12 protein-coding genes are annotated in these 12,325 nt (G+C 65.8%); all 12 read right to left on the bottom strand.

Going from position 1 to position 12,325, the window contains the following annotated elements:
- Positions 1-7: 7 nt before the first annotated feature.
- The 12 genes from mdcE to PCLY_RS00160 all read right to left on the bottom strand — a co-directional run bounded on the left by mdcE (position 8) and on the right by PCLY_RS00160 (position 12,316).
- Positions 8-814, bottom strand: coding sequence for a biotin-independent malonate decarboxylase subunit gamma (gene mdcE / locus PCLY_RS00215; RefSeq protein WP_061237169.1), 807 nt, complete (start codon positions 812-814; stop codon positions 8-10).
- A 2-nt stretch (positions 815-816) separates the two neighbouring features.
- The gene (locus tag PCLY_RS00210) at positions 817-1,668 is read right to left on the bottom strand and encodes a biotin-independent malonate decarboxylase subunit beta (RefSeq protein WP_061237168.1); all 852 of its coding nucleotides are present in this window, start codon (positions 1,666-1,668) and stop codon (positions 817-819) included.
- Complete coding sequence (locus PCLY_RS00205) at positions 1,661-1,960, bottom strand: malonate decarboxylase subunit delta (protein WP_061237166.1); 300 nt, start codon at positions 1,958-1,960, stop codon at positions 1,661-1,663. Before PCLY_RS00205 ends, PCLY_RS00210 begins: the two co-directional genes overlap by 8 nt.
- Before the next feature lies 1 nt (position 1,961).
- Entirely contained in the window at positions 1,962-2,840 is an 879-nt protein-coding gene (locus PCLY_RS00200) for a triphosphoribosyl-dephospho-CoA synthase (protein WP_061237164.1), read from the bottom strand.
- Positions 2,840-4,501: a malonate decarboxylase subunit alpha gene (gene mdcA / locus PCLY_RS00195; RefSeq protein WP_061237162.1), complete on the bottom strand. Its 1,662-nt coding sequence runs from the start codon at positions 4,499-4,501 to the stop codon at positions 2,840-2,842. The genes PCLY_RS00200 and mdcA overlap by 1 nt, the downstream gene beginning before the upstream one ends.
- Before the next feature lie 105 nt (positions 4,502-4,606).
- A complete protein-coding gene (locus PCLY_RS00190) occupies positions 4,607-5,578 on the bottom strand; it encodes a sensor domain-containing diguanylate cyclase (RefSeq protein ID WP_061237160.1) in 972 nt (323 codons plus the stop codon).
- A 78-nt stretch (positions 5,579-5,656) separates the two neighbouring features.
- Positions 5,657-6,439 carry a type IV pili methyl-accepting chemotaxis transducer N-terminal domain-containing protein gene (locus PCLY_RS00185; RefSeq protein WP_061237159.1) on the bottom strand — a complete coding sequence of 261 codons (783 nt, stop codon included), beginning with the start codon at positions 6,437-6,439 and terminating at the stop codon, positions 5,657-5,659.
- Between the two features lie 301 nt (positions 6,440-6,740).
- Positions 6,741-7,766, bottom strand: coding sequence for a hypothetical protein (locus PCLY_RS00180; protein ID WP_061237373.1), 1,026 nt, complete (start codon positions 7,764-7,766; stop codon positions 6,741-6,743).
- 15 nt (positions 7,767-7,781) lie between these two features.
- Positions 7,782-8,699, bottom strand: a complete 918-nt coding sequence (gene flgL, locus PCLY_RS00175; protein WP_082767984.1) for a flagellar hook-associated protein FlgL — start codon at positions 8,697-8,699, stop codon at positions 7,782-7,784.
- Between the two features lie 23 nt (positions 8,700-8,722).
- On the bottom strand, positions 8,723-10,090 hold the full coding sequence (gene flgK, locus PCLY_RS00170) for a flagellar hook-associated protein FlgK (protein WP_061237157.1): 1,368 nt from the start codon (positions 10,088-10,090) through the stop codon (positions 8,723-8,725).
- A gap of 3 nt (positions 10,091-10,093) precedes the next feature.
- Positions 10,094-11,218: a lytic transglycosylase domain-containing protein gene (locus PCLY_RS00165; protein WP_061237155.1), complete on the bottom strand. Its 1,125-nt coding sequence runs from the start codon at positions 11,216-11,218 to the stop codon at positions 10,094-10,096.
- 3 nt (positions 11,219-11,221) lie between these two features.
- A complete protein-coding gene (locus tag PCLY_RS00160; protein WP_061237153.1) occupies positions 11,222-12,316 on the bottom strand; it encodes a flagellar basal body P-ring protein FlgI in 1,095 nt (364 codons plus the stop codon).
- Between the last annotated feature and the right edge of the window lie 9 nt (positions 12,317-12,325).

The following is a 12,325-nucleotide window of genomic DNA, read 5'->3' as shown; positions in this document are numbered from 1 at the left end:
TCGGCTCCTACCACTGCGCGCGCAGCAGTTCGCGCACTTGCGAAGACGCCGCGCGGTTGGCAGCACCCAGGCGGTTACTCAGATCGCGCGGGCTGCCGGCGATATCGGCCAGGGCGCGGCCCAGGGCGTCCTGCACGCGGGCCAGATCAGCGCCGCTCGGCTGCGTCACCTGCTCCACATCGAGCACCTCCGAAAGCATCCCGAGCGAGGCGTAGTTGTCCAGGTCGTAGGCCATCGGCGGCACCGTGGCGGCCAGCGCTTCAAGCTCATCGACGCTGCGCAGGGTGATACGCGCGGCGGCGGCCTTGCCCATGGCATGCACCATCACCCCGGCGTCGCGCAGGGCGATCAGCCGATTGGCCTGGTAGCCGTGAGCGAGAAAGGCGCCGGACATGGCCTTGCCGACCAGCAAACCGATCACTGCATGCCCGGCCAGGCGAGCACGGGCATAGGCATCCACCGCACCGGCCAGCGCCTGGTGGATGCCGTAGGCCTCCTCGCGGCGACCATAGGCCTGGCTCGGCACATCGACGATGGCGATCAGTGCGCGCTTGTGTACCTGGTCGCGGTCGGCTTCGATAGCCTCGTCCACCGCCTGGGCCAGGCCCCAGCCTTCGAGCAGACCGACCTCGCCATTGCGGGCACGGGGAAAGGGATTGTCGGCATCGGCGATCACCGCCAGATAGCGCACCGCCTGACCGGCCAGTTCGCCATCGGCTACGCGCAGCGAGGCCGGCAAACCCTGTTGCGGCCGGGCATCGCCTGCCAGGGCCTGGAACCAGTGCAGGCCACGTTGTTCTTGGACTGTGCTCATGTTCATGCTCCCTGGTAAGCGCTGCGCACGGCAGCGGCATCGGCCTGGACGGCGGTGTCGACATCAGCCAGGCGCCGCAGGAACCAGGCGTGGCGACGGCTGCGCTCGATCTCTGGTTTGCCCTGGGCAAACAAACGGTGCAGCTCGCCGCGAATCGCCTCGACGTCATCGCCGACATAGCCGTCGACCAGGCCGCTGGCGTGGCGCTGCTCGCCGCCGGTCAGGCTCCAGATAAAGGGACGGTCGCGCGAGTCGTATTCGTCCAGCCCGGCTTCCTGCTCGATCACCTGCGGGCCGTTGAGCCCCAGGCGCGCCTCGCGGGTCACCAGCAGGTAGCTGCACAGCCCGGCGGCGATGGACATGCCGCCAAAGCAGCCGACCGGGCCGGCGACCAGACCGATCACCGGCTGGTACTGGCGCAGCTCGACGATGGCGGCCTGGATCTCGGCGATGGCCGCCAGGCCCAGGTTGGCTTCCTGCAGGCGCACGCCGCCGGTTTCCAGCAGCAGCACGGCGCGGGTCGGCGTGCCGCTCTTGTTGTCTTCAGCGGCCAGCTCCAGAGCTCCGGCGATCTTCGCCCCGCCCACTTCACCGAGGCTGCCGCCCTGGAAAGCGCCTTCGATGGCGATCACCACCGCAGGCGCGCCATCGATCAGCCCCTTGGCCACCACTACACCGTCATCGGCCTGGGGCACGATGCCCTGCTTGGGCAGCCAGGGCGACATCAGCCGGGCGAAGGGATCGAGCAGCTCGCGAAAGCTGCCGGTATCGAGCAATGCACGGGCGCGCTCGCGGGCACCGAGTTCAGTGAAGCTGCGCTGCGCCAACAGGCGCGCAATGTTCTGCTCAGCCATGATTGAGTTCCTCCAGGCCCTGTTCCAGGCGCAGGCGCACCACGCCGGGCGTGGCGCCGAAATCGTGGATGGCGATGTTTAGCGCCGGTACTGGTTGCTCAGCGAACATGCGCTCGAACAAGAGCTGCCAGCGCGGCGCGCTGCCGTTGACCGAGGTGACCACTTCGATAGCGAGGGTGCCGGCCTGGCCGGGTTCGAGCATCACTTCCAGGTCGCCGGAGCCGACGCAACCCACCAGCGCGCGGCCCTTGGCCGGTTGTCCGGCGGGGAATTGAAAAGACAGGGTTTCCATTTCACAGACTCCCAAGCTGCGCCGGCAGGCCATGCTGCAGGCGGTCGAGGAACAGGGTGGCGGCGAGCAGATCGGCCGCGCCGCCAGGCGAGGCGCGCAGGTGCAGCATGTCGCGTTCCAGATCACGCAGCAGGCGTCGACCGTCGAGGCTGGCGCAGCCGCCAGCGGCGAGCACCGCGCGGGCACCGCTCTGCATACGGGTCAGCCCGGCCATACCGGCGCGATACAGCACGCAGGTGTCGGCCAGCTGGGTCATGATCGCCAGCAACGCGTCGAGGCGGGCGTTCTGCTCCCCTGCCCCGGCAGCGCGGCTGCGCGCCAGTTGCGGCAGCGCCTGCTGGATCACCGATGGAAAGCCCAGCTGCGCTTCTTCGCGGGCCCCATGCACACCGTACAGGCGACAGACCTGGGCACCATGGCTGTCGCCGGTGACGGGCGCCGCGCGGTCATTGAGCAGGGCCAGGCGCGCGGCGCGCAGGGCTACTTGCTCCGCTGCCGACGCGCTGACATCCAGTGCGGCGGCGCTGCTGAGCAGCCCCAAAGCCCAAATCGCGCCGCGATGGGTGTTGACGCCGCCGGTGACGCGCAGCATCTCCACCTCGCCTTCGCGACCGATGCGGCCGACGTCTTCACGCAACGCCTGATCGATCTCACCAGATTGCTGCGCGGCCTCGGCCATGGCCTTGAAGCTCGGCCACAGGGCCAGCGCCGAGGCGTGCATCAGGCCCAGGTGCAGGTCGGTGTGGGCGCCGCTGCCACGCCGGTCGACCAGCCCCGGTTTGGGCGACAGGTCGGCCTCGTCGATCAGCGCGTCGACCGCCAGGTCGGCCAACCAATCGCTTAAAGAGAGCGTTGGCTGAATTGCAGTCAGTGCATTCATCACCAGCTCCTGAACTTGGCAGGCGGGTTGTACAGGCCGCCCGACCACTCGACCAGCTCGGCGATGCTCTTGGCCGCGAGCAGTTCGCGGCTGGCATCGGTACGGCGGATGCCGAGGTCTTCGGGCAGGGCGATCAGACCCTCGCGGCGCATGCGTGCAGTCTCTTTCGGGTCATGGCGCAGGCCGATGGCGGTAACGCCGGCCACCGCCGCGATCATCGCCTGGCGTTCTTCCAGGGTGCGCGCCTTGTACAGGTAGGCGATGCCTTCCTCGGTGAGCAGATGGGTGACGTCATCGCCGTAAATCATGATCGGCGCCAGGGGCATGCCGGCTTTCTTGGCCACGTCGACGGCATCGAGCTGCTCGACGAAGGTCGGTTTGCCGCCTTCCTGGAAGGTTTCGACCATCTGCACCACCAGCTTCTTGCCGCGCTCGAGCAGCGGCGCTTCGCTGTCGCCCGGGCGCATATCCAGCCAGGCGGGTGTCGAGTGACGCCGGCCACGCGGGTCATGCCCCATGTTCGGCGCGCCGCCGAAGCCGGCCAGGCGGCCACGGGTCACGGTGGAAGAATGGCCATCGCCGTCCACCTGCAGGGTGGCGCCGATGAACAGGTCGACCGCGTACTGCCCGGCCAGCTGGCACATCATGCGGTTGGAACGCATCGAGCCGTCACGGCCGGTGAAGAACACATCCGGGCGCTGGGCGATGTAGTTCTCCATGCCCAGTTCGGTGCCGAAGCAGTGCACGCTCTCGACCCAGCCGGTCTCGATGGCCGGGATCAGCGTCGGGTGCGGATTGAGCGTCCAGTTGCGGCAGATCTTGCCCTTCAGGCCCAGCGATTCGCCGTAGGTGGGCAGGATCAGCTCGATGGCGGCGGTGTTGAAACCGATGCCGTGGTTGAGCGACTGCACGTTGTGTTTTTCGTAGATGCCGCGGATCGCCATCATCGCCATCAGCACGTGCACCGGCTTGATATGGCGCGGGTCACGGGTGAACAGCGGCTCGATGTAGAACGGCTTGTCCGCCACCACCACGAAGTCGACCCAGGAGGCGGGGATGTCGACGCGCGGCAGCTCGTCGACGATCTCGTTGACCTGGAAGATCACGATGCCGTCGGAAAACGCAGTGGGTTCGACCAGCGCCGGGGTGTCCTCGGTGCTCGGGCCGGTGTAGATGTTGCCGTGGCGGTCGGCCTGAAAGCCGGCGACCAGCGCGACGTTGGGAATCAGGTCCACCAGCAGGCGCGAGTAGAGTTCGATATAGGTGTGGATGGCGCCGACTTCCATCTGCCCGTCTTCGAGCAGTTGGCCAATGCGCAGGCTCTGCGGCCCGGCGAAGGAGAAATCGAGCTTGCGGGCGATGCCACGCTCGAACAGATCGAGGTGCTCGGCGCGACTGACGCTGGGCATGATCATGTGCAGGTCGTGCAGGCGGCCGGGGTCGGCCTTGGCCAGCGAGCGGGAAAGAAAATCCGCCTGCTTCTGGTTGTTGCCTTCGAGCACCACGCGATCACCTGGGGCGATCAGCGCTTCGAGGGCGGCGACTATCTGGTCGCTGGGCAGCACCACGCCATCGGCGAGATTGCGCACCTGATCGAGTCGCCGCGCTTTTTCCGCGCGCCGGCGCGACCACTGCGGCGGTGGGGATATTGTTGTTGTCATTGAAGACTCCACGAGTTCCGCTGTCGTGGAAGCACATTAGGAGCGTGACGCTGGAGTCATCAATCAAGCAGCCAGCGCAATCGTTACGCTCAGATTAACGATTGCTCAAGCACGGGAGTCTTCGGTGTCGTCATGAGTCGAGTGGGTGGACATCCTGGCCACCTCCAGTCGATCACGCCCGCGCTGCTTGGCCCGGTAAAGCAGCTTGTCGACACTGTTGAGAAAATCCAGCGAACGGTCACCCGCGCCCGGCACTATGGTGCCCACACCGAGGCTGACGGTGAGCATGGGTGACACCGCAGAGCGTTCGTGGGGAATGCGCTGCTGACGCACCTGCTGGCGACAGCGCTCGGCGATATGGCGGGCGGCCGCTTCGTCGGTCTCCGGCAGCACCAGCACGAACTCCTCGCCACCGAAACGGCCGACGAAATCCCGTGGCCGGCTGACCGCATGGCTCAGGGCCTGGCCGACGCTCTTCAGGCAGTCATCACCCTGAATATGGCCGTAGTGGTCGTTGAACTGCTTGAAGTGATCGATATCCAGCAGGATCAATGACAGCGGCTGCCGGGTGCGCTGGGCATTGGCCCACTCGCTGGCCAGCACCGTGTCGAACATGCGCCGGTTGGCCACGCCGGTGAGGCCGTCCTTGTAGGAATACTCCTCCAGCTGCTTCTGCAGGGTCAGCAACTGCTCCTCGGTCTTCTTCCGTTCGCTGATGTCGAACATGAAGCCAATCAGCGAGTCCACCTCGCCGGTGTCGTCGCGCACCACATGCACCACGTCGCGAATCCACACGTAGCCGCCAGCGGCGGTCAGCGCCCGGTAGTCGGCTTCGTGATCGACGCCGTTCTGCGACTGCGAGATGCAGAATTCCACCACCTTCTCGCGATCATCCGGGTGCATGCGCGTGGCCCAGTCCTCGGCGCTGACCCAGCTGGCCTGCGACCAGCCCAGCAGCGTTTCGATCTGCGGGCCGATGTAGGCAAAGGTCATGGTCTTCCAGTCGATCTTCCAGGGAATTGCCCGGGTGGACTCCAGCAGGGTCTTGTAAACCGCCTGATCAGTTGCCTCGCTCATACCCGTCACCTCAGCCCTAATTGCGTTTGTTTATAACGCAAAATCAGGTAACCAAGGTGACGAGCCGGCGAATGGCTATCAGGACTCGCGGGCCTTCAGGCCGGCGTACAGACGAGTCAACTCGTTGAGCTGGCGGAACAGCGAGTCGGTGCTGACGGTGATAACGGTCGGTACGAAGTCCTGCTTGGCGTGCAGGTCGATACCCTTGAGGGTGAAGCCCCAGTGGGCGCGAGCGCGTCGCTGTGCGTTGGCGATTTCATCGTTCGGCGTACCACGAGCTTCCAACTCCTTGAGGATGGTTTCGAAGTCGTTCACCGCAGTGTCCAGCTTGGCATCCAGATCCGGTGACTGCACGTTCCAGGATTTGGCCATGTAGAGCATGGCGATACGCTGGGTCTGTACGCGTGCCCAGCCGCTGCGATTGACGGTGGCGCCCATCTCGCCGAGGTGCTTGGCCATCGCGTCGGTAACGGCCTGGGTCTGCTGCAGCAGGGTTTCGGCGTTGGCCAGCACCTGCGCGGCCTTGGCGGGGTCCGGCTTGGCTTCGACCTGTTGGCGGTAGTTCGCCCAGGTGGCGCTGACCTGAGCCAGCGCAGCTTTGATCTCGGCGTTGGGGGCGTATTCGCTAAGGGCCTTGTGACTGGCATCGAAGCGCTGAACGGTTTCCTGCAGCTGACGCTGCGCAGCGTCCACGCGCACGTCGGCGCCGATCATCAGGTAGTCCTTGGCCATGCGCTGGCCGAGCGAGCGCTGCAGGCCGGCCATGTTCATGGCCTCGGAATCGCTCAACTGCGCCAGGCCGGGCGTGCTGACCAGCATTGAGCAGGCCAGCAGAATGAGGGGCAGGTACTTCTTCAACACGTCGGTACTCCAAAATTCGAGAACGAGGCAATGCACCGGAGGCACGCGCCACCGGTAACGGGTTGAACCCTTGAATGCGGGGTTTTTTATTGGAATGCGGGAGGGCAGTTTCGACGGGCGCACGGCCCAGATGCTGCGAAAAAGGGCGCGATGATAGCTGGTATAACGCCATCATTCTGTGCAACCAGTCATGAAGCGGACGACCGGTCGTCCGCCTCAGCAGCGGCCGCGAATAAAAAAGCCGTCAGTCGTCGTGAAGCAAGGGGGAAACGACTGGCGGCCAGAGTCGAAATTGCAGCGGTCAGGACAGCAGACTGACCACGCTGGAACGGCTGATATTGGCCTGAGCCACCACAGTCTGGGTCACTGCGGCATAACTGCTGGGGCTGCGGCGCATCAGGTTGAACACTTCGCCGGCAAAATCCCGCGCCCACTCGCGCTCGTTCTGCTCGGCATGGCGGGCGAGAAATTCGCGAATCTCCTCCTGGCGATGGCTGAGCTGTTCACGCAGCGCACCGATCCTGTCCAGCGCGGTAACCACCTCATCCAGTGCCCGCCGCAGTTCACGCGCACCTTCCAGGCGCGCGGCATCGGGCAGGCGCAACAGCTGTTCTTCCTGGCTGGCCAGCGGCGCGGCACCCGGCGGCGCCAGCTTGCCCTCACCCTGCACGCGCAGCTCGCCCTTGAGTTGCTGCCACTCGCTTTCACGGGCGCTGAACCTGAGCGCACCGCCGCTATCGAGTTCGGCGCGAATACCCGCCGGGCCGAGGCCGGCATTGAAGCGACGCAGAATCTGCTGCTCGCTCAGGCCTTCATCAAGCACCACCGCCAACGGCTCGGCCAGCTTGCGACCGGCACTGAACAGCAGGGTTTCCTTGCCGGCCTGCTGCACTGTGGCGATGGAGTCCAGGCCCTGCAGGCTGAAGCGGCTGCGCACCGGCTCGTTGAGACGCAACTTGAAGCCCGCATCCAGCGCCTCGGCGGAGCGCTGACCACGCTCGGCGAGCAGCTTGCGCACCTGCTCCAGTTCGCGCTTGAGCCCCTCACGCTCGCCGCTCTGGGCGTTGCTCAGTTCACGGCTGAGGCTGAGCTTGAGCTGACCGAGGCGCCCGGCCAGCTCGCCCAGGTAGCTGTCGGCGGCCTGCATCGAGGTCAGCTGCTGGTTGAGCTGCAGGTTGAAGGCGGCGCTCTTGGCGCGCGGCGGCGGCGCCTGCTCGGCAGCCGGCGTCTGCTTGCGCTGGCGCTGCACGGCCTGCTCGCCCTGCACGGGCCGGCGCGCCTGCGGATCGAGCGCGGTGACGAGCGGAAGCTGCTTATCGACCTTGATCACCAATGTCACTCCTTACAGCAGGCTGAACAGCGACATCTGGTTGATCTTCAGATAGGTCTTCTGCGTCGCCCCCAGCGCCAGTTGGTAGTTGTTCAGGTCGATGGTGGCGCCGGCATAGTCCAGCTGCGACAGCTCGCCTTCGATCTTCTGGTTGACCAGCGACACGTCCTCGTTGCTGTCGGTCAGCAGGGTCAGGGCATTCTGCCGCCCGCCCAGTTCGGTGATCGAGCCCATCACGCGCCCATGTGCCTCGTCCAGAGCGCCCAGGGTCGCGACGATCTGCTGGCGTACGGCCGGGTCGGTGACGTCCAGCGCCGGGTCCTGCAGGGTGTTGATCAGGCCGCGCAGCTCGTTGAGCACGCCCACGCCCGCGCCGTAAACGCTGGCGGCGGTGACGTTCTCGTCGACCAGCACGCCATTGGCCACGGCGGCCTGGCGGTGCTTGTCGTTGCCGGTGATGCTGTAGCTCTGGGTCGCAGCGTCGAAGGCCAGCGCCGGGGTGTCGCTCAAGGTGCCGGAGAACAGGTAGCGGCCCTCCTCGTCACGCACGTTGGCGAAGCTGAAGATGGTGTCCTCGATGATCGACAGCTCACCGGCCATGGCGGACAGGTCCTCGCTGGTGTTGGAGCCGTTGGCCGCCCACAGCAGCAGATCACGCACGTTGAGCATGGCGTCGGAGGTGGACTTGAGGTTGGCCTCCTGGGTCGACAGGCTGCCGGAGACGTTGGCGATGTTCTTGCGGAACTGCTCCAGGCTCGCCTCTTCGCGCTGCACGCGCAGCACCCGCACGCTGGCGATGGGGTCATCGGATGGCAGCAGGATGCGCTGACTGGTCGCCATCTGCTGCATCAGCTTGCCCAGCTCGGCGGAACTGGCGTTCATCGAGCTGTGCATCATCGAGGTGATCTGCGAGTTGGTGATGCGCATCATGGCTGGATCTCTCCGAAGCCGCGTCAGAACGCGGAAAGCATGTCGTCGAACAACTGGTTGGCGGTGCTGATCACCTTCATGTTGGCCTGGTAGGCCTGCTGGTAGGTCATCAGGTTGACCGCCTCCTCATCCAGGCTCACCGCGCTGACGCTATCGCGCTGCGACTGCGCCTGCTGGGTCACGGCCGTGGCGGACTTCAAATCGGCCTGGTTCTGCCGGCTGTCGCTGGCGACCTGGCCGAGCAGGCCGGCGTAGGCATCGTTGAGCGTGACCTGGCTGCCGTTCAGGGTGATGGTCTGGTTCTTCAGGCCGAGCAGGTCCAGCAGCACCTCGTTGTTACCGGTTTCACCAGCCGCCGAGGAGAACGCCAGCTGCTCGGCGCTCAGGGGCTCGACGCGCAGCAGCGCCGTGGTGCTGCTAGGGTCGTAGACGAACAGCGGCTGGCCGGGGTTGCCGTCGAGGTCGAAGCCGCTGGCCAACACGTCGTTGACCATCTGCGCCAGCTGGCTGGCCATGTCGTGCAGGGCGTCCTGATTCGGCCGCAGGCTGTTGTACTCGACATCGTGAAGCCCGCCGAAGGCGCCACCGAAGCCGTCCTGACGCAGCGGGAAGCTGGTGCCGGCAAACGCCAGGCTGACTTCCTGCTCGCCGCTCGCAGTCATCGCCACCTTGAGCTGGCCGGCGGTCGGGCCGGCCACCAGCGGCTGGCCATTGGACAGGGCAACGCTGACCGAGCCATCCGGCACTTCGTTGATGCGCAACTTGGCGAACTGGCTGAGCTGACCGATCAGGCTTTCGCGATGATCGCGCAGCGCGGTGCTGTCGCCCTTGACCGACTCGGTTTCGACGATCTTCTTGTTCAGCAGCGCGATGTTCTCGGTCAGGCCGTTGATCTCGGTGGCCATGGCCGTGCGCTGCTCCTGCAGCGCCTTGACCTGCGCGTCGATGTTGCTGCTCAGGCCATTGAAACGCTGCGCCAGGTTGCCGGCCTCGCTGATGATCTGCTGGCGCAGGGCAATCGAGCCTGGCGTGGCACTGGCTTCGCTGAGCGCGGCGAAAAACTGGTCGAGGCCGGCGCTGATGCTCGAACCGGTGCCGGACATCAGCGCCTCCAGCGCAGTCAGGTACTGCTGCGAGGCGCCGTAGAAATTCTGCTCGGTGGTCGCGCGCCATAGCTGCTGGTTATGAAATTCGCTGGTCATGCGGCGGATGCTGATCACCTCGACACCGCCACCGACGCTCAGACCGCCCTGCCCGGCCAGCGAGCCGGTGATGGTCTGCAAACGGCTGAAGCCCGGCGTGTTGACGTTGGCGATGTTCTGCCCGGTGGTGGCCAGGGCTACCTGGCTGGCACGCACACCGCTGTAGGCGATCTGGTTGAGGATGCTCACGAATCAGGACTCCTGACGCTCGAAGCGCATCGGCTGAGCGAAGGCCGCCAGACGCGGCGCACGGGCGTCGTCGGCAGCGAATTGGGCTGTTACCGAAGACAGGGCGACGGAATCGTCGCCGGACTTAAATTCGTCGCGCGCCAGTACCTGCTTGCCGGCAACGGCGCCCAGCAGCAGGCCGCTGTCGGCGCTCAACGCGCTGGCCAACTGCTGGCGGGTCTGCGCGCTGAGCGGGCTGCTGGCCTGAGCATCGTTGTTGGTCGGCATCTCGGTCCTGGCCAGATCACCGAGGATCTTGCGCGCGTAGTCGCGAGTTTCCTGAAAGGGGATGCGCTCGATCCAGGCACCAGTGGCGATCTCGCCAGTGCGCGGGTCGCCATTGACCTTCAGCCACTCGTCGACCCGACCCGGGCCGGCGTTGTAGGCCGCCAGCGCCAGCGCCTGATGGCCGTCGTAGCGCTGCAGCATCTTGTCCAGATAGGCACTGCCGAGGCGCTTGTTGTAGGCGGCGTCCGAGGTCAGCCGCGTCTCGTCGAACGGCAGACCGAGTTCGGCGGCCATTTCCCGCGCGGTGTCCGGCATCAGCTGCATCAGGCCGCGTGCGCCCTTGGGCGAAACAGCGTCGACACGGCCGGCCGACTCCTGTTGGATGACGCGATCGACCAGCGCGACAAAACCCGCCGAGCCCTTGCCCAGGATCTTGCCGAGGCTGTCGACTCCACGCTGCCAGGTGCTGCGCAGCGGCTCCAGCAGGCTGCTGGAAGAGCGCTGCGGCAGTTCCGCCGAACGGGCAGCGGCGGCCGCCGCGCTCAGGTCCGCCGCGCTGTCGCCGCCAGCGGACAGCTGCTTGACCAGCATGTCGGCGATACCGGTCTGCTTGCGTCCGGCCAGGGTCTCGGCCAGCACTTCGTCGTAGAAGTCGCGCATGGTGTCCATCTCGCGGCTGCGCATCGGGTTGCCTTCGGCGAGCACGTCGCTGGCCTTGCGCATCTGCTTGAGGATCTGTTGCAGGAACAGCGCCTCGAATTGCTCGGCGGCGGCCTGCAGTTGCTGCTCACGGGCGGTGCCGATGCCATCGGCGCTGCCACGATGGCTGTTCATGTGTTGGGCGAGGGAAACGATGCTCATGGCTCAGATCACGATCAGTTCAGCGTTGAGGGCACCGGCCTGTTCCAGCGCCTGGAGGATGCTCATGACATCGTCCGGGGTGGCGCCGAGGCTGTTCACGGTGTTGATGATGCTGTCCAGGCTGGCGCCTTCGGGCCACTTGAACATGGCGTTCTTGTCCTGGCTGACGGCTACGTCAGAGCTCGGCGTGATGGCGGTCTGGCCGCCGGAGAACGCATTGGGCTGGCTGACCTGCGGGTTCTCGCTGATGGTCACGGTCAGGGTGCCATGGGCCACGGCGGCAGCCTTGACCCGCACACCCTGGCCAACCACCACGGTGCCGGTGCGGCTGTTGAACACCACCTTCGGCCGCTCGCGGCCTTCTTCCACCTCCAGGCCTTCGAGCATGGCCATGAAACCGATGCGCTGGGTGCTGGTGACGGGCGCGCGAATGGCGATCTTGGTCGAGTTCAGGGCACTGGCGGTGCCGCTGCCGAAACGGCCGTTGACCGCCTCGACCACCTTGGCGGCAGTCTGGAAGCTGGGCTGGCGCAGGTTGAGCATGACCTCGTCACGGGTGCTGAAATCGCTGGGGATCATCCGCTCGACGGTGGCGCCATTGGGTACACGGCCACTGTTGGCGGAGTTGATCGCCACGCTGGAGCCGCTCTGCCCGGTGGCATTGAGGCCACCGACGACGATGGCGCCCTGGGCCAGGGCATAGGTTTCGCCGTCGACGCCCTGCAGCGGGGTCATCAGCAACTGGCCACCGCGCAGGCTCTTGGCATCGCCCAGCGAAGCAACGGTGATGTCCACGGTCTGCCCCGGGCTGTAGGACGGCGGAATTTCTGCCGTAACGGTGACGGCGGCGACGTTCTTCAGCTTCGGATCGACGTTCGGCGGCAGGTTGATGCCGAACTGCTTGATCATGTTGGTCACCGACTGGCTGGTGAACTTGACCTGATTCTTGTCCCCGGTGCCATCCAGGCCGACCACCAGACCGTAGCCGATCAGCTGGTTGCCACGGATACCTTCGACGTCCACCAGGTCCATCAGGGGTATGGCCTTGGTCGACAGCGGCCAGGTCAGGAGCAGGACGACGAGTGTGCGTTTGAGCATGTTCGGGCC

Source organism: Ectopseudomonas composti (genome assembly GCF_001567565.1).
GTDB lineage: Bacteria > Pseudomonadota > Gammaproteobacteria > Pseudomonadales > Pseudomonadaceae > Aquipseudomonas > Aquipseudomonas composti_A.
This window is presented reverse-complemented; position numbering and strand designations above follow the sequence as displayed.

What these genes read in the sequence shown, in the direction of transcription:
- mdcE (WP_061237169.1), bottom strand. Translation starts at nt 814, where the DNA reads ATGAGCACAGTCCAAGAACAACGTGGCCTGCACTGGTTCCAGGCCCTG.
- PCLY_RS00210 (WP_061237168.1), bottom strand. Translation starts at nt 1,668, where the DNA reads ATGGCTGAGCAGAACATTGCGCGCCTGTTGGCGCAGCGCAGCTTCACT.
- PCLY_RS00205 (WP_061237166.1), bottom strand. Translation starts at nt 1,960, where the DNA reads ATGGAAACCCTGTCTTTTCAATTCCCCGCCGGACAACCGGCCAAGGGC.
- PCLY_RS00200 (WP_061237164.1), bottom strand. Translation starts at nt 2,840, where the DNA reads ATGAATGCACTGACTGCAATTCAGCCAACGCTCTCTTTAAGCGATTGG.
- mdcA (WP_061237162.1), bottom strand. Translation starts at nt 4,501, where the DNA reads ATGACAACAACAATATCCCCACCGCCGCAGTGGTCGCGCCGGCGCGCG.
- PCLY_RS00190 (WP_061237160.1), bottom strand. Translation starts at nt 5,578, where the DNA reads ATGAGCGAGGCAACTGATCAGGCGGTTTACAAGACCCTGCTGGAGTCC.
- flgL (WP_082767984.1), bottom strand. Translation starts at nt 8,699, where the DNA reads ATGATGCGCATCACCAACTCGCAGATCACCTCGATGATGCACAGCTCG.
- PCLY_RS00165 (WP_061237155.1), bottom strand. Translation starts at nt 11,218, where the DNA reads ATGAGCATCGTTTCCCTCGCCCAACACATGAACAGCCATCGTGGCAGC.
- PCLY_RS00160 (WP_061237153.1), bottom strand. Translation starts at nt 12,316, where the DNA reads ATGCTCAAACGCACACTCGTCGTCCTGCTCCTGACCTGGCCGCTGTCG.